The 17,444-nt window shown below is 35.4% G+C and carries 13 protein-coding genes; 1 reads left to right on the forward strand and 12 read right to left on the reverse strand.

All coding sequences use genetic code 11. The features are described from left to right. Positions 1-25: 25 nt before the first annotated feature. A complete protein-coding gene (locus tag ACQUQZ_RS10295; RefSeq protein WP_435354853.1) occupies positions 26-406 on the reverse strand; it encodes a hypothetical protein in 381 nt (126 codons plus the stop codon). Positions 407-616: 210 nt separating this feature from the next. Here ACQUQZ_RS10295 and ACQUQZ_RS10300 point away from each other — a divergent pair, with 210 nt between their 5' ends. Next, positions 617-1,345, forward strand: coding sequence for an NUDIX hydrolase (locus tag ACQUQZ_RS10300; protein ID WP_435354854.1), 729 nt, complete (start codon positions 617-619; stop codon positions 1,343-1,345). Positions 1,346-1,367: 22 nt separating this feature from the next. On the opposite strand, the gene ACQUQZ_RS10305 is transcribed toward ACQUQZ_RS10300, so the two are convergent. The 11 genes from ACQUQZ_RS10305 to ACQUQZ_RS10355 form a co-directional block, all read right to left on the reverse strand. After that, positions 1,368-2,360 carry an LLM class flavin-dependent oxidoreductase gene (locus ACQUQZ_RS10305; RefSeq protein WP_435354856.1) on the reverse strand — a complete coding sequence of 331 codons (993 nt, stop codon included), beginning with the start codon at positions 2,358-2,360 and terminating at the stop codon, positions 1,368-1,370. A gap of 174 nt (positions 2,361-2,534) precedes the next feature. After that, positions 2,535-3,443: an NAD(P)-dependent oxidoreductase gene (locus tag ACQUQZ_RS10310; RefSeq protein WP_435354857.1), complete on the reverse strand. Its 909-nt coding sequence runs from the start codon at positions 3,441-3,443 to the stop codon at positions 2,535-2,537. A 121-nt stretch (positions 3,444-3,564) separates the two neighbouring features. Then, positions 3,565-4,860 (reverse strand): prolyl oligopeptidase family serine peptidase, encoded by a 1,296-nt coding sequence (locus ACQUQZ_RS10315; RefSeq protein ID WP_435354859.1) that lies wholly within the window; start codon positions 4,858-4,860, stop codon positions 3,565-3,567. 262 nt (positions 4,861-5,122) lie between these two features. Further along, complete coding sequence (locus ACQUQZ_RS10320; protein WP_435354860.1) at positions 5,123-8,401, reverse strand: glycosyl hydrolase; 3,279 nt, start codon at positions 8,399-8,401, stop codon at positions 5,123-5,125. 257 nt (positions 8,402-8,658) lie between these two features. Next, positions 8,659-11,016, reverse strand: coding sequence for a PQQ-binding-like beta-propeller repeat protein (locus ACQUQZ_RS10325; protein WP_435354861.1), 2,358 nt, complete (start codon positions 11,014-11,016; stop codon positions 8,659-8,661). Positions 11,017-11,033: 17 nt separating this feature from the next. Then, a complete protein-coding gene (locus ACQUQZ_RS10330) occupies positions 11,034-11,324 on the reverse strand; it encodes a Dabb family protein (protein WP_435354862.1) in 291 nt (96 codons plus the stop codon). A gap of 38 nt (positions 11,325-11,362) precedes the next feature. Further along, a complete protein-coding gene (locus ACQUQZ_RS10335; protein WP_435354863.1) occupies positions 11,363-12,130 on the reverse strand; it encodes an SDR family NAD(P)-dependent oxidoreductase in 768 nt (255 codons plus the stop codon). Positions 12,131-12,310: 180 nt separating this feature from the next. Then, entirely contained in the window at positions 12,311-14,332 is a 2,022-nt protein-coding gene (locus ACQUQZ_RS10340; RefSeq protein WP_435354864.1) for a glycoside hydrolase family 3 N-terminal domain-containing protein, read from the reverse strand. Between the two features lie 178 nt (positions 14,333-14,510). After that, complete coding sequence (locus tag ACQUQZ_RS10345) at positions 14,511-15,626, reverse strand: alpha/beta hydrolase (RefSeq protein WP_435354865.1); 1,116 nt, start codon at positions 15,624-15,626, stop codon at positions 14,511-14,513. 41 nt (positions 15,627-15,667) lie between these two features. Further along, positions 15,668-16,204: a DUF3237 domain-containing protein gene (locus ACQUQZ_RS10350; protein WP_435354866.1), complete on the reverse strand. Its 537-nt coding sequence runs from the start codon at positions 16,202-16,204 to the stop codon at positions 15,668-15,670. Next, entirely contained in the window at positions 16,201-17,439 is a 1,239-nt protein-coding gene (locus ACQUQZ_RS10355) for a flavin-dependent oxidoreductase (RefSeq protein ID WP_435354867.1), read from the reverse strand. Before ACQUQZ_RS10355 ends, ACQUQZ_RS10350 begins: the two co-directional genes overlap by 4 nt. Positions 17,440-17,444 lie beyond the last annotated feature (5 nt).

The following is a 17,444-nucleotide window of genomic DNA, read 5'->3' on the forward strand; positions in this document are numbered from 1 at the left end:
TTTAGCGTTTCAAAGTGAATGGTAATTACTTAACTCTTTTCGCCGTCACGTCAAACATATCCATCAGCTTTCCTTTCAAATTATCACTATCTACTTTTTCAAAAGGAATAGATAAATCATATCCTTGTGTACTGAAAAAAATAGTCATTTTACCATCCGCTTCTTCCACACTTGTCAAAGGATTTGCAGGAGTTGTAGGCTCGGCTGGGTTTGTCATTTCCCCAACTAACTTGCCATCTTTTCGGGTAATAGTAGTTATCATTTTTGAATCACCATTAGGTGTGCCAAGAATAGTAACTTCCCATTTGCCTACATAATAATCTACTGGTGCAGTAGCTGTTTGAGAAAAACCATTAAGAGCGATTCCGAAGAATAATGCGATAAAGAAAATACTTGCTTTTTTCATTGTTTTGGTTGCGTTACGTCGCCACGATTTTGAAGAACTATTGAAAGACATTTATTTATTTCAATACAAAGATAAATGTAATTTTTCTATTGTCTAAAAAAATAGACAATAATGTTTAAAAATATTTTCCAATGAATATTTATACATTATGAATGGTTTTATTTATATGTGAGGCTTACCTTTGCAAGACCATAAACAAACTGTAAACAGATGCTTTTATTCGATTACAAATCATATATTCCTCACCTTGCAATTGATTGCGTGATTTTTGGTTATAAAGAAAGAGAGCTTAAAGTGCTGATTTCAAAGTTGTATTTTAATGGGGATATTTATTCGCTTCCAAGTGGTTTTATTTATAAGCAAGAAGGTATTGATGAAGCTGCACACCGTATTCTAAAAGAACGTACTGGAATTTCTAATATTTTTTTGCAGCATTATAAAAACTTTGGTGAGGCCGAAAGAACTAATAAAGTAGTTCTTCAAAGTATTATAAATCAAAACAAGGAATATTTTGAAAGTGAAGTAAACTTATCTAATGAAGAATTTGAATGGCTTACAAGCAGATTTATTTCATTGGGCTATTATGCCTTGGTGGATATGAATAAAGTTATTCCAACAAAAACAGAGTTAGACGAGTCGATGGAATGGTATAATATCCATGAGATACCAAACATGATGATGGATCACAAAGAAATGATTGAAAAAGCTCTTGAGTCTTTGAGATTAAACCTTGATACCAACATTATTGTACTTAATCTTCTTCCTGAAACTTTCACAATGAAGGAAGTACAGGATCTCTATGAAACTATTTTTGAAAAAGAGTACGCTCGAAATAATTTCCAAAAGAAAATATTGGAATTAAATGTTTTAGAACGCTTAGAAAAGAAATTTACTGGAGCATCTAATAAAGCTCCATATTTGTATCGATTCAGAAAATAATCATGCTAATGCAATTTTGCATTTAATCAACAAGAAGGGCATCTCTTAGAATTGTGAAAGATTTCAGTTTGGCATTTAAATCAAAAATATGCGAAGCTACCATCAATTCATCTATACCTGTTTCATCAATAAATGCGGAAAGATTTGTTTGGATTGTTTCTTTGCTTCCGTAAAATGTACAGGCAAGCATATTATTGACAGCACTTCTAACTTCTGGGATTTGATAACTTTCAGGAAATGTGCCTGATGGACTGAGTGGCTTACGATTATTGGTAAGAATACCCACAAACAGACGTACTAAACTACTTAATAAAACATTCGCTTCTTCATCTGTGTCGGCTGAGAGCACATTGACACAAGCCATCACATAAGGCTGAGCTAAAACAGCCGATGGTTTGAAATTATTTCGATAAATTTTGATGGCATTTCGAAATTGAGCAGGAGCAAAATGTGAAGCAAAAGCATAAGGAAGTCCCATTTCTGCTGCCAAATAGGCACTGTCAGTACTCGAACCTAATATCCAAAGCGGAATGTGCAAACCTTCACCAGGGAATGCTCTTACTTTGGCAGTTTGATTTTTAGAACTAAAATATCTTTGTAATTGTCGGACATCCATAGGAAAATCTTGGGCAGTTTCCTGATTTCTTCTTAATGCCATTGATGTGAGTTGGTCAGAGCCAGGAGCTCGACCTAATCCTAAATCTATTCTTTCAGGATATATGGTTTCTAAAGTACCAAATTGTTCGGCAATTACTAAAGGACTATGATTAGGCAACATTATTCCACCAGAGCCTACACGAATACTATTGGTTTTTCCAGCTACGTGTCCAATTAAAACTGAAGTGGCTGAACTGGCTATGTATTCCATATTATGGTGTTCGGCCATCCAAATACGTTTATAACCTAAGGATTCAGTATGTTTGGCAATTTCAACTGTATTGGCAATTGCTGTGCTGTGATTTCCACCTTCAACAACCGTTGCTAATTCCAACACAGATATGGGTATTTTTGTCATTTTATTCTATTACTTTCTTTAATAACCTAAAGTTTATTTAGAAAGTTTCTATTTAATGGAATTCATTTAAAGAAAAAAACAAAAACTTCTCTCTAATTTTTTAATTAAAGTTTTTAATTTTTTGTAAAAAATATTCAAGAATTAACTCTATGTAAATATTTGATAATCAATAAGTTATATATTTGAATTGCTAATGAATGTTGTAAGATTTTGTATAACTTTATCAGAAAGTCGTTCAAAAGCTGCATCCGTCATCCCTGAAGTTTTAGGCGAATAAATGATATTAGGATACTTTTCAAGCTGATTTAAACCAAAAGCTCCATCGTGGTCAAAAATTGCATAATTTCCTTCTTTTTTTACCCAATCATACATTGAATCTTCATCAAATGTTACACCGACCGATGTATTAATGAAAACAGCATTTGGTTTTATCAAAGCAAATTCGTCCTTACTTAAAAGTTTGGTTTTTCGAGGTAAATGTGTACTTATGACATCACTTTTACTTAAAAGTTCGCTTAAATTGACATATTTTAGATTAGCAGTTTCTGCGTCTCTTTTGCGGGTACGACTAAAATATAGCACATTCATTCCAAATGCTATAGCGACTTTGGCAACCATTTGTCCAACTGTACCGAAGCCAATAATTCCTAAAGTTTTGCCTTTTAGTTCAGTTTGTATAGATTTCCATTGATGTTTTCTTAATCCTTTTGCCAAAGAAATTAATTCTGCAAAAATGAACTCAACAACGCCTTCATCTCCGTAGTCTTTTACACCTTTTACTACTATTTTTCTTTCTTCCGCAGCATCAATATTGACATTAGCCGAGGTTTTATCAATCAAACTGCAACACATACCAATATATTTTAGAGCATTGGCATTTTCAATAATTTCTTTATCAATAGTAGTTTTCCAACTTACTAAAAGACAATCTGCATCACCAATTCTATTGATTATTTCATCTTTATTGGTTGGGTAATCATTAAATATTTTAACTTCTTGCTCTGAATATTGGGAGAGCTTTTCTAAAGCAGGTGCAGTCAGTCGGGTATTATCAACACAAACAATTTGACGAAATTTAGCCATCGTTAGTAAATATTAATTTGATAAAGTATAATTCATTTAAAGATAGAACAAACAAAAAGAGTGACCAAAAGCCACCCTTTATATTTAATTTCTTGCGAATGATATTGTATGTGTAAATAAATTACTTTTTCTTTTGTGCTGCCATCCATTCCATGATGGTCACTGGATGACCATTTAATAAGACTGGTGTACCATCAAAATCGAGTTTTGCAGCATTTACATGAGAATATATCCAAGACCAGTGACCTGTATAGTAATAATTTTTACCACCAAAAAAGCCAGAAAGATCAATTACATGGTCATAATATGAAAAGTGTAGATTCTTAGCTCCAGCAGCTTTCAAACGTTGATAAACAGGCACAACAGTATTTTCTGGAACAGTAGTACCATCATCTTTTGAATGTACAAACCAAATTGGCACATTTTTGATACTATTTATTTGTTGATCAGTTATATATTGCGACTGATAAGCCAAGGCACTGATATAGCCTGCTGCAAAATAATTCGGTTCATTTAGTATGAGCTTTAATGCCATATAACCACCATTAGAGCAGCCTCCAACATAAATTCGTTTAGTGTCAATATCAGGGTGTGACTTTACAAAATCCTTGATAAGTGCCATCAGCCCTTTGTTATAGACATCATCTTCTTTTCCGTGAGTAGTTACACCGTCTTTGTTGTGCATCCAAGCACCAGGGCATTGGGGTGAAAGAACATAAGCACCTCCAAAATAATTTTGAATATCATCAGACGCATAATTAGCTGCTTTGTTTCCGAGAAGAGGAATAGTTGGATCAGTACCGCCTTCACCACCGCCATGAAGCCAGATAATTAGTGGAGATTTGGCCGCTTTATTTTTTGGACTGAAAGCCGCATAAGACATGGTTTTTCCTGCTTCATAAGGATATTTTCCTGAAAGATCAAAGTCGTCAATTAAAGGGATGATTCTGTTTTTTTCTTTGTTCCAAACCTTGCTGGTTTTATTATCAGTGATGTTGACTTGGTATTTTACCCAACTATTTCCACGGCATTTGCCAGAAGTAGCATATTGAAAAGGGGAACCTAAAGGTAAATTTGGAGCAACTGATAATACCAATGTGATAAAACTGCCTTCTTTTACTCGATTACCTTTTTCATCAGAAATGTAAGCAAATACTACGTTTCTGATTCCTTTTGTCAGAGCGGCAGGGATTTCTACGCAATCTGAACTTCTTTCAACTGTAACAGAGTAGTCTTTAAAATCAACGACTTTTGTAGGAGCGTCCAAAGATAAAATAACTTTACTCACAGCTGGCCCCCAGTCATAGCCCTCCACCACAAGTGTATAGTCATTAGATGCCTGAACTGTATGAAAATAGGATAGGAATGTGCTGATTAGGTATAAGACTAAGGCTTTTTTAGAGATAAATGTTTTCATATGAATGATAGGTTTATAGAGAACTTTTTTACAAATATATACTTATTAGAATAGAATTTTGTATGTATAGTAGGCATAAAACTCTATCAGTAAAAAAGATAGACAAGTACTGAAATTAAGTAGATGAATAAGATTAATATTTTTATAGAAATATTCTTTTGTCAAGAATTAAAATTTAATCTAAAAAAGCTCTACTGTAATAAAATAAAAAATCAAGGGCGATAGTATCACCCTTGATTATAAGTATTACTTAATCAATTACTTACTTTATTACAAAAATCCTTACATCACCCATCAAACCAGAAGGTAAAAGTGGTGAATTTGCTCTATAAAATGGCATGGTTGTGAATGTTGTCTTTACTTTTACATCAGGTTGAGCATCACCAATAAGTCTGTTAGCCCAAAGATTGGTTATTTTTACTTGGATAGTATTTTCACCTGATTTGATCGCATCTGTAATGTCTAATTTAAAAGGCTTTTTCCAAGCAATACCTGCATTTTTCCCATTGATAATTACTTCAGCAATATTTTTAACATCGCCTAAATCAAGTACATAATTGCCAGCGATAGGAGTACTTATGTTGAAAGTATTTTCATAAGTTGCTGTTCCTGAAAAGTACTTAATATCTGAATCAGCATTTTCAGCCCAAGAACTTAATTTATCAAAAGTTACAGATTTATCTTTGAAACTTACTTTCCAAGGGCTTGAAATTTGGGTTAATGCTGTTTCAGTTTTTGATGGTTTTGTATAAGCAAGATTGCCTGTGGCACCTTTACTCAAAACGATGAAATACGCTTCCCACGATTCAAATTTTAGTGGAACGATTGTTCTACCATTTTTTATTTGGTAAGAAACTTTTTCTGTTTTTCCTGTTTGAGCATTCCATAGCTCAGGTACTTTTCCATTTACTCTGAAACTTACTTCAGCATCGGTTGAGTTATCACTTCTATTATCTAACCAATAAATATCTTGGTCGGCTGTTTGGCGGTGGCGATATAAAATTTTATTTTTTGCATTTGAGATAATAACATCAGGCTGAATATTTATTTTATCAAATGAGGTTATGTTCGATTTCTTCCAAATCTCGTCAGCAATCTTCTGAAATTCAGCATCATTATCTGCTAAACTCGGCGATTTTTCAGGTTTATTCCCTATCACTTTTATGCCCGCATCAACCAATGCTTTGATTTTTTTCAAAACGGGTAATGTCATAAATTTTGCACTCTCATCGAGTATCAAAACTTTGTATGTATTACCACTTTGAGCAATTAATTGACCATTTTTTGCTTGAATTGCATTGATTAATGCCGAAGAGTTTACGAAGTCAAATTCAAATCCTGCAGGAATTGTTGGTAGCTTTTCACGAGTAACCCAAGTAATATTGGTGTTTTCTCCGTAATAATACAAAACATCGGCTACATTTCTACCTTGTTGTAGCATGTAGGAGCTTCTTCCTAAATATTCCATCCAAGCTTTACCACCATTTTCTGCCCAAGTTTCTTGACGAGTAAAATATTGTCCAAATGGCCCGAGTGAAAAGCCAGGTTTTTTATCATCAAGTGGCTGATGTACTGATGTATGAATCACAAAGCGATTTAGGCCAGAAGCAAACTCTAAATCAGCAGTACGTTTGAGACGTTCAGGATTTTCTTGGAAAGGTTTTCCGACCGAAGTCATCGACTCGGCAGCTACAATAGGTTTGCCGTAAATGTTTGCAACCGAAGCAGATTCTCTAATATCTCCTTCGCTACGTACCTCTTCATCAGCACCTCCTACCAAACTTCCAGGAGTCCACATCGCCGACATTGGAATTTCAGCATTACGTTTGACGTCCATTCCATCGGCCAAATATATGCGACCATTTTCATGCGATTCGGTATATCGTTTCATTCCTCTTTTGTGTAATTCTTCTCCAATCACATCATAGTGATTTTCAGCAATTAGTTCGCCAATGGTTTTTCTGAAGTCCCACAAGAATTTTTCGCTTTCTTCCATATTTTTTACAACTCTGCCCGTTAAAACTGGCAGCCAAGGCATGATATTATACCCACGTCTTTTCTGGAAATCTTCAGGAAATGTCTTTGTCCAAGTCATGTGCCCTGCCTCATAGCTATCTAAAACCATGTATTGCAAACCTTTTGCACCCATCAAACCACCCGTAGCATCTTTGTACATATCTAAATAGGTATTGATGTATTTTCTAACAGCTTCTTTATCAAGCTTATCTACTTCTAAACCAGTGGCTTCGGGCGATGCTGGGTGATTTTGGCGACCTGTGAGTGAATAACCAAAACGCATAACAGACCAATTTCCTTCAGGAACTGCCCAATTCAACGTGCCGTCAGCACTCATTTTTGAGGTTAAGTCAATTATATCATTCGGGGAAATTGCATCGGCATTTTGAGCTAAAAAAGTTTTTGTGTCTTCTGTCCAAGGCGAGAATCCCGCTTTATCTTCCAAGCGGTCGATGCGGTCTGTAGTATAAAGTACAAATTCAGCTACATTCACACCATCAGGCTTTGGCGTGCCACCACCACCTCCTCCTAACATTCCTCCAAAAGGACTTTGTGCAGGTGGAAGTGTTTTAATCGCCATTCTCCAATATTTGGCGGTTGTTGGTGCAAATGAAACTGTATTTTGAGGTACAGTACTACCAGAAATCGTAACCACATCTTTAAAATTTACACCATCATCACTTACTTTGAGGGTACGGTTTTCAGGCCCACCACGAAACTCTTCTAATGCTGTATGAATTGCTCCAACAATGGCAAGTGCTTTGAATGTTTGTGGAGATTCAAATTCATATTGGATCCACATATCCTGCCCAACTTCTAAAGGAGGAATCGTTACCGACTTTTCTAAATCATTGTCAGTAAGGTCTTTAAGTGTAAACGAGCCTCCACTCGAACTTACTTTTGGATTCAAAGATTGTAAGGTTTTTTCGTTTTTTGGTAAACGATAAGCTATCACAACTGCGTCTTGGTAGAAATTTGGTTGTTGTCCAACAAAACCGCCAGTCAAGCCCCCAGCACCTAATTTTGCATTTTGAAATTTTCCTAAATTATCGGCTGGTCGAGCTAATTTTCCAGAAAATGCTTTTCCGCCTTCAATATTGGTTTCGGTCCAAACATATTTTTTCATCGCATCTTTTGGCTCAACCCATGGGCCACCCGTCACACTCCAACCTGGAGATCCAGCAATGGCCATTTCTAGGCCTTTTTTATCTGCAGTTTCAGTAGCAAACTTGAAGGTATCTTTCCATTCGGGTGTCATAAAAACAATTTTCTTGGGAACTACCACAGGTGTAAATAAGGCTGCATCGAAGTTCTGAAAGCCGCCAATTCCTACACGGCTCATCCATTCAAGGTCTTTTTGGATGCCATCTTTGCTGATATTTCCATTCATCCAATGCCACCAAACTCTTGGTTTTGCGGCATTAGGTGGGTTTTGAAAATTTTGTTGTAGAGTGGTCTGTGAATAACTACTTTGAATGGCCAAAACGGCAAAAAAAACAAAGGATATTCTTGTACATTTTTTCATAGTTTAAAGAAATAAAAAGTGAATATTCAAAGATAAAATAGGATTGAATATGGATTGTCATGTACTGTGCTGACTTTTCTGAAAAAAATAAAATATTTTAAAAAAATAAATAGTACAATCCGCTGAGAATAAAAAAACGGACACAAATAATATAGATATTATTATTGATATAGACTTTTCAGGTCATCCCTTCAAATCAATATTTTTAAAATATTTATATTATTTGTGTCCGTTTTTCTATGACACGAGCCTTTATTTTAAAGAGATAAAGCTACTAATTCACCTGGGTGGCCAATTGCTCCAACTGCTACTACAATATATTGTTTTCCATTAATAGAATAAGTCATTGGCAATCCACATTGATTGGCGGGTAATTCTATTTCTGAAATGATTTCTCCGGTTGCTTTATCGTAGGCTCTGAACTTATTGCCTCCACCGCCGTCTGAACCATACAGACCTGCACCTTCTCCTGCAAATAAAAGTGTTTTTGTTACCAACATACCAACTCTATCGGGTAATCCAGTGCGAGGAATATCAATTCCTTTTAATGCAGGAATATCTTTAACCCAGCTTGGAGTATCTGCATTAGGTATCATCCATTGATGATTTCCAGTATTAAGGTCAATTGCTGTGATTCTTCCATAAGGAGGTTTTACCAATGGCAAGCCATAAGGGCCAATTCTTGAACTACCCATGTAAGCTACATAATCCATATCTGATAAATTAGGAGCAGATTCTAAACTCATAGGCCGTAGTACCGTACTTGATGATACATATAGCATACCTTTCAATGGGTCAAAAACACCACCTTGCCAATTGGCCCCACCTACCGCATCAGGAAGCATTAATGTTCCAAGACTTTTAGGTGCTTGATAAAGGCTAATAGGCGTAAATAGTGGGCCTTTTTTAAATTGACTGGCAATTTTCAAGGCTTCTTTTTTGATTTCTGGCGTAAAATCTACTAAAATATCATCCGAATAGCCTTGTCTATCATAAGCGGCTGGTTTTGTTGGAAATGGTTGAGTAGGAGAAGTCCATTCTCCTTTTACATCACTTTGTGGAACTGCTCTTTCTTCTATTGGCCAAACGGGCTTTCCTGTGACTCGATCAAAAACAAAAGCAAAGGCTTGTTTGGTAAGTTGAACTACTGCTTTGATTGGCTTTCCTTCAACATTAATATCAGCCAAAATTGGCGGAGCTGGTAAATCATAGTCCCAAATATCATGGTGAATTAACTGATAATGCCAAACTTTTTTGCCAGTTTTCGCATCTAAACAAACCAAACTTTGAGAAAATAAATTATTGCCAGGTCGATGTCCTCCATAAAAATCTCCAGTTGCAGCTTCTAAAGGAAGATAAACGTAGCCTAATTCAGGGTCGGCTGTGAGTGGAGCCCATGCTCCAGCATTGCCAGTATATTTCCAACTTTCTTTTTCCCAAGTTTCATTGCCTTCTTCGCCTTGTTGCGGAACAGTGTGAAAAATCCATAATTGTTTCCCTGTCTTCACATCATACCCCATTATATCTCCTCGAACTTGGTTTTTAGACACAGGAGCTAATCCTACTGGAAAACTGGCTCCCATGATTATTACATCATTCACAATAATAGGAGGGGATGTCGAACCAATCGTTGAAGTGAGCGGATCTGCGTAAGCACCCAAGCCTTTTTTCAAATCTACAATTCCACCTTCGCCGAAGTCAGGAATTAAATGGCCAGTTTGTGCATCCAAAGCAATTAATTGAAAACTTGGTGTAATATAAACTACACGGTCTTTTCCTTTATCAGGTGAAGTCCAATAGGCAACTCCTCTACCAGAATTTTGTCGAGGCACATAAGTTTTTCTTTCTTTTTCATCAAACCTAAAAGTCCATAATGTTTCACCGTTTTCAGCATCAATTGCTGCTACACTTCTGCTCAAACCTGCTGTAGTGTATAATACACCATTTACCATCAACGGCGTAACTTTAAAATAAAACTCAGGACTCGACCCAAAATTATCAGTTTTCCAACGCCATGCAATTTTTAAATTTGGAGCATTCTCCTTATTAATTTGGTCTAAAGGAGAATAATTGGTACTCGCAAAGTCGCCTCGATGCTGACGCCATTCACCTTCAATTGTTTTTGTTTTTTGGTTATTAGGATTTGGGGTAAATCTCATACTAACCCTTGAAGGCGGAGGAGAATCAATGAAAATATTTTGCAAACTCTTTTTATTTGAGACCAAATCTATCTCACCAGAAGGGTATCCATTGGCATTAAGTATAAAAGCTATAATTGCAGTATATGAAGCATCATCCAAAGAATGTGGATTGGTCTTTGGCATCGTTTTTTTTGTCAATTCAAACAAATCATTTAAAGGCTTTTCTTTCCATTTTGCTAAAAAACGTTCGCCAATTAGTGCATTGCCTCCCTCAGAACCTCTCAAATCTCTGCCATGACATGCAATACAATTATTGTTATAAAGAACTGATCCATTTTCAGCTTGTTTTTTTGAAAAAACACCAGCAGTTGTCAATGTTTTTTCAACATAATTCGTATTTTGAACAGGCTTTAAACATGAAAAAAGTACTAAATTACATGCAGAAAATAAGAGGAATTGTTTTAGAGGTTTCATATAAGTTTATTTTTTTATTAGATCAGAATATAATCAATCTCTAAAAAATCTTCAACTGATTTTATCCAAAAATTTTGAATAAATGCCTGATGTTCAGCATGATTTGAGTAAAAATCGTATTGCTCTTGGTTATCAAATTCCATCGAAATACCATATTCAAATTTGTTTTTAGTACTAATTTGTTTCAAAACCTCGAATTTTTGAACATTTGGTATGACTGCAAGTTTGTCAACTGCATCAAAAAAAGCTTGTTTTTCTTCTAAACCTAAATCGGATTTAAGTTTTAAAATTACAGAATGTCGTATCATAGTTTTATTAAATTATTTTTTAGAAACCCAAAATAAATCTAATAAGGCGAAACACCAACAGAAACCCAACCACCATCAATCACAAGATTTTGCCCCATGATTTGTCGTGATAATGGAGAAACTAAAAATAAAGCTGCATTCGCTATATCTTCCACAGTCGCTGGTCTGCCTGAAGGGGTAATTCTTGACCAAGTTTTGATATATTCTTCATCTTCCAAAGTTCGTTCTGTTAGGGTTGCTCCAGGAACAATGGTATTGATATTGATTTGATGAGGTGCTAAATCAACAATAAGATTTTTTGATAGCTGGTCAATAGCCGCTTTGGTCATGCCATAAGCTGCTAAATTGAGGTGTGCAGCATGAGCAGTAACAGAAGAAGTTAATAAAACACTTCCACCATGTCCTTGCAAGACCATTTGTTTGGTAGCAACTTGTGTCAAGAAAAATGTCCCAAATAGATTAACTTGTAGTAGTTTTAACATGGAATCTGGCTGGTATTCCCAAAAATTACCAAAAGTTGTAATTCCTGCATTAGCAATAAGAATATCTAATTTTCCAAAGTTTTCAACTGCAAACTTCACGATACCTTCAATGGTTTTTATCTCTGAAATATCGCCACCATAAGCTTTGCAAATTCCACCTTTTTCAGTTATTTTTTGACTGGCTATTATTGCCAAATCAGAATTAATATCATTCAAAATTACTTTTGCTCCTTGATCAGCTAATTGGCGAGCTACTTCAAATCCAATCCCTACACCCGCTCCTGTAACGATAGCAACTTGATTATTAAAAAGTTTATTTTGCATGATAAAACTAAGCACAAAATATGGTTGATTGATAAAGTTTTACTTTTGCCAAAATTAAACAAAATATCGTTAAGTAAATTGACGAATTTTTATTGATGAATTGATGAGCTGAAAATACTTGTTTTCAATCAATTACAATAAAAAAGACTATTCTTTCTACTTAACGATACTTTAATAAGCTTATTTATAACCAATTCCTGATCCAAACATAAATAGTCCATAACCTTTTGGCTCCATAAAACCAGGTACATCTGATTTGTTTTCTAAAACTGCTTTGTCAGAAATGGGTGTTGTAAATGGCATCCTTCCTGTAGGGTTATAAACCCCTGTAACAATATCGAGTAAAGCATCTTGTGTAGTACCAAATGTAGCTAATACAGTTTTCAAATTACTATTATCAATTTCGCTAATCACCCACGGATTAGTATAATTGATAGCAACAATGCTTGGTTTATCTTTGGTAAGTTCATTGACATGAGCAACATCAATTTTATTTTTTGACAAACTCAACTCAATTGGCTTGCCCTGCGAACTAAACAAGCTTCCGCCCGAAGGAATCAACCATAATAAAACAACATCGGCTTCATCTTTTGTATTTACAAATTCAAGATTGCTGTTTTCTACTTTAGGCTTGTTTACAGTAATGGCATTTTTATTTCTACCATTATCATAATAGGTTTCAAAATAAACTTTAGTTTTTTTCTTGATTGGCAATAGTTGAGCATCATTTCGTAGTAAAACAATAGATTTTCTTAGAGCTAAATCTGCTTTTTTCTGGAACTCTTGACTTCCGACAATTTTTACTGCTTTTTCTACATCTACATAAGGGTTTTCAAACAGGCCTAATTCAAATTTTTCTTTCAATAGTCTTGCAATAGATTCATTGATTCGGCTTTCTGTGACCAGTCCTTTTTTTACAGTTTCTAATAATAAGGCTGGATCTGCACCACCTGAAAAAATATCGACACCTGCTTGAATGGCTTTCTGATAACGTTCTAAAATTGATAGATTTTCAACACCCCAAGGCATCATATCAATTGGCCCAGTATCTGAATTAATAATACCTTTGAAACCAAGTTTCTTTCTTAGTATGTCTTGAATAACCGCTTTGTTATAAGAGAAACCAACATTCTCAAATTCTTTTCCTTTTGGAGCAGAATAATAAGGCATGATAGAAGAAGTTCCTGCATCAATCGCCGCTTTGAAAGGTTTTACATGGTAATCAAACATACCGCCAGGGTAATGAGCAAATTTTCCCCAATCAAAATGTGAATCTTGTCCATCTTCCTGCGGGCCACCGCCTGGGAAATGTTTGGTTGTTAGTGCTACTGAGTTTTTTCCTAATTTTGTTCCTTGAAAACCTAAAACTATTTCACGAATCATACTTGAAGTCAAGTTGGCATCTTCACCAAATGTACCTTCGATTCGTTGCCAACGAGGCTCAGTAGCCAAATCGGCCATGTACATATACCCCTTTCTTAAACCAACTGACGTCCACTCTTTGGCTGCTATTTCGGCAAATTCACGGGTTAGTTTTGGGTCTCTCATGGCAGCAAGTCCTAATTCACCTGGCCATTTTGAGAAAACAGTTGTTCCAACACTTAAACCAATCGAGGCGTCAAGTGTAACGTGATTACGTGGGTTTGAGGCAACAATTGAAGGAATACCCAAACGTGAACTTTCAGATAAGGCTTGCAGATTGTTTGACCATTCTGCCATCGTCTTGGCACTGGTGTTGGCACGTAAAATAAAATGGCGGAGGTGGAAATTCAATACGCCTTTGGTCGTTCCTGCCGCCGACATCATCGGATTGGGCAGAGGTTTACGTGTAAACATATTGTTGGGCTGCAACAAATCTTCTTCATTGAAGCCGCTTGTAATTTCGGTTTTAGGAGCATTGGCTTGGAATGAGTTATCACCAGCCAATCGGGTCGTACTAATAATCATAAATCCAATTTTCTCCTCAAGAGTCATCTGAGAAATCAAATCTTTGATACGTACATCATAAGGTAAACGCCAATCTTCGTATTTATCCAGTTTTTTGTTTTTATTGAGGTCTTTGAATTGTAGATTTTTGATTTGCAAGATTTCTACACTTCTTTTCCCCAAAACAGGTTGGACACTTTGCTGACCAAATGCACTCGTGATTCCTATTGAAAGGATAAAAAGGCAATAAAATTTTATATGCTTAGAAAACTTCATTTGATAAATAAGTTAAGGTTATAGATTGAATTTTGAATATTACTTTTTCGAAAATTTGAATTGTTGTTAATCAAATAATTTATTGTACAAATTTGAGAAGAAAATTGCAACTTTTTTAATCAATTTTTGATTAAAAATATTCAAATTCAATCCAATTTTTATCTTAGCTCATTTATTTTTAATCAATAAAGCCAGCATTATTCTTTACGCCTGTTTTTACCCACGTTCTTAGTTCATCAAAAGCTTTACCTGTTTGTTGTGCAGTAAAATTACAATGCCCTTGTCCGTTGGTATATTTAACTGTAAAATATTGGTCTTTGCCTTTTTGGTGAACCATATTTTCAAAATTTACTACGCCGTACGTTGGAGGAATGAGTTGGTCATAAATGGTATGCAAGAAAACCACAGGTTTATTAATTTCGCCAGTGCGATCATACTTTTTGAAAATTACATCAGGATTTACGGTTGCTTTGAGTCTTTCAGCTTTTTGATTTACTTCTAAATCATTTGGAAAACCACTATACAAAGTGTTTGTATTATCAAATGGATTTCCGCCTGCTTTTTGAGCAATGTCTCTCAAAACATTTTCGTTGAAAAATAATGAAAAAGGTAAATCATCTACTTTTAAATCGAAACGTTTGGCAAATGCTACAGCTAATGCCGAGTCTTTCTTAAAAATGGCTTGCTTTATTTCTTTTGCTTTGGCAAGCATATTTCTTGAATTTTGAGCTTGATATGGCTTAGATAAATCAAAAATATCACTTAAAGAAGTAACAACTCCAGGGAACAAACCATTAAAAGTCGCATAAATATCAAACTCTTTTCTGCATTGTAAATATGGACGACTCGAAAGCGGACACATAGGTAATGCACCGTTGTAATTTGCTCCAAAATTTTCAATAGTTGCTACCGAAACACCTCCACCCATTGAGTGTCCAACCATAAAAGTTGAGTCAGGTTTGTTATATTTTTTTACGAAATATTGCCTTAATGCTTCTGTGTCGTCAACTCCTTGTGGTAAAGCAAAGCCTTGATAAGCATAATCAGAAGCAGCAACGGCGAAGCCTCTTTCTAAAAAAGGTGACATTCTTTTAAGCCATTCAGGATTTTGACTTTGTAGTGGTTTTGCTCCCATAAACTCATAACCGTGTGCATACATCACTAATTTTCCTTTCCAGTTTTCAGGAAAAAGAATACGATATTTTGCCCCATTGATTGTTCCTGAGTCTATTTTTGCTATTTTTTGTGCAAAAACGACGTTGGTTAATAACAAGAGAATGATAATTTTTTTCATAGTAATAGAGTTTGAATATTTTAAGTGAAAAAGGCAAGATTTTACAAAACTTTCCAAACTTGAATCGTTACGTTATCTGGGTTTCTAATACCTTTACATATAAAAATAGCATTATTCAACCACTCATATTTGCCCGCAGGAGCTTCAAATTTTGGCACAGCTCTGAAATAATAATCGTTTGGACTGACCTGCTCACCTCTGCCAATCTTAGCAGCGATTTCTGGTGAAGCTACTCTCAACCCCAGATTTTTGATGTATATATAAGTTCCATCATCAGTTTTGATGGTATAATGTGCTTCCAACTCGGCCACACCATCTTTTCTGACAATTTGCCAATCAGCCCCTCCATTAACAATGTCACCTTTCATTTTTGGACCTTCAAAAGTTCCACCAACAATAGGAATGACACGGCGAACACCATGAGCTGTTTCTCCAACCACCATTGGAGAAGAAACTAATACTTTTAATTCACACACAAATTCTAATTGAGGGCTTTCCATATTTTTATTGGTATTTTGTGCTTGAATTTTACTTGAAAAAAATAATACAAAAATGGCGAGGGTTAAGGTTGTTTTCATAGTTTTTGATTAAGACTTTGGACATCAAAGCCAGCGATTTGTTTATAATGATTCATTACTGTTTCTAATTCATCATGTGGGATTTCATTTGTAGAAAAACCAGTTGGAAAACGTTCTTCCATCATATCCATGATTTGGTCAGGGCCTTTTGCTCTATTTTGCATGACCACTTTGGCTGCGGCTGGTACTCTTTCCGCATCATATTTTTGTAGAGCAGTCAATACATCGGTTTCTTTGATAAGCATTTCTGTCAGACAATCGGCATCTAAAATTGCCTGTGAAGCACCATTTGAACCAATCGGGTACATTGGATGAGCAGCATCTCCTAAAAGTGTAACTCTTCCAAATGTCCATCTATCAAGCGGGTTGCGGTCAGACATAGGAAACTCATAAACCGCAGGAGCTTCACTAATCATTTTAGGTACATCAAGCCAATCAAAATTCCAAGTTTTATAAATTTCAACTAAACGAGCTTTATCAGCTTGGCGATTCCAGTCTCTAACTGTTATTTTTTCAGAATCAGGTTCTTTTAAATTAGCCACCCAATTGATGAGTTGATTTCCATTTTCATCTAAGCGAGGGTCGATAGGGTAGGCGACCATTTTTTGTTTCAGACTTCCAATCATTACCATTGAGCTTCCAGACAAGAAAGGCTTCATCCAAGTTGTTCCACGATACAATACATTACCAGAATAACAAGGACCACCTTCTTGAGGATAAAGTTGTTTTCTTACAACTGAGTTAATGCCATCAGCTCCAATCAAAATATCTCCTTTTTCTTGGAGAATCACTTCACCATTTTCACGGTTGATAAATGTTGCTACTACTTCGTTGCCATTATCTTGAAATTCTTGTAAATGATGGTTTGTCAAAACATTTTCTGTCCCGATGACTTGTTGTACTTCCTCAAATAATAACATTTGGAGATTTCCACGATGAATAGAAAACTGTGGCCATTTATAACCTGCAAAGCGTCCACGTGGCTCTTCCCAAAACTTTTGTCCGAAGCGATTGAAATACAGTAAATCTTGTGTTTCGACAGCAGTTTGGGCAATTTTTTCTTGTAAACCAAGGTTTGTTAGTACTCTTACACAGTGTGGCAAAGTATTAATACCAACCCCCAAAGGCTTAATTTCTTTTACAGACTCAAAAACTTTTACTTCAAAACCAGCTTTTTTTAAACACAAAGCCGTGCAAAGTCCACCAATACCTCCACCAATAATTATTACTTTCATCTTAT

The sequence above is a fragment of the Emticicia sp. SJ17W-69 genome (assembly GCF_051209875.1).
Lineage (GTDB): Bacteria > Bacteroidota > Bacteroidia > Cytophagales > Spirosomataceae > Emticicia.

Excerpts from the sequence above, each read along its gene's own strand:
- ACQUQZ_RS10295 (WP_435354853.1), bottom strand. The coding sequence starts at position 406 with ATGAAAAAAGCAAGTATTTTCTTTATCGCATTATTCTTCGGAATCGCT.
- ACQUQZ_RS10300 (WP_435354854.1), top strand. The coding sequence starts at position 617 with ATGCTTTTATTCGATTACAAATCATATATTCCTCACCTTGCAATTGAT.
- ACQUQZ_RS10305 (WP_435354856.1), bottom strand. The coding sequence starts at position 2,360 with ATGACAAAAATACCCATATCTGTGTTGGAATTAGCAACGGTTGTTGAA.
- ACQUQZ_RS10310 (WP_435354857.1), bottom strand. The coding sequence starts at position 3,443 with ATGGCTAAATTTCGTCAAATTGTTTGTGTTGATAATACCCGACTGACT.
- ACQUQZ_RS10315 (WP_435354859.1), bottom strand. The coding sequence starts at position 4,860 with ATGAAAACATTTATCTCTAAAAAAGCCTTAGTCTTATACCTAATCAGC.
- ACQUQZ_RS10320 (WP_435354860.1), bottom strand. The coding sequence starts at position 8,401 with ATGAAAAAATGTACAAGAATATCCTTTGTTTTTTTTGCCGTTTTGGCC.
- ACQUQZ_RS10325 (WP_435354861.1), bottom strand. The coding sequence starts at position 11,016 with ATGAAACCTCTAAAACAATTCCTCTTATTTTCTGCATGTAATTTAGTA.
- ACQUQZ_RS10330 (WP_435354862.1), bottom strand. The coding sequence starts at position 11,324 with ATGATACGACATTCTGTAATTTTAAAACTTAAATCCGATTTAGGTTTA.
- ACQUQZ_RS10335 (WP_435354863.1), bottom strand. The coding sequence starts at position 12,130 with ATGCAAAATAAACTTTTTAATAATCAAGTTGCTATCGTTACAGGAGCG.
- ACQUQZ_RS10340 (WP_435354864.1), bottom strand. The coding sequence starts at position 14,332 with ATGAAGTTTTCTAAGCATATAAAATTTTATTGCCTTTTTATCCTTTCA.
- ACQUQZ_RS10345 (WP_435354865.1), bottom strand. The coding sequence starts at position 15,626 with ATGAAAAAAATTATCATTCTCTTGTTATTAACCAACGTCGTTTTTGCA.
- ACQUQZ_RS10350 (WP_435354866.1), bottom strand. The coding sequence starts at position 16,204 with ATGAAAACAACCTTAACCCTCGCCATTTTTGTATTATTTTTTTCAAGT.
- ACQUQZ_RS10355 (WP_435354867.1), bottom strand. The coding sequence starts at position 17,439 with ATGAAAGTAATAATTATTGGTGGAGGTATTGGTGGACTTTGCACGGCT.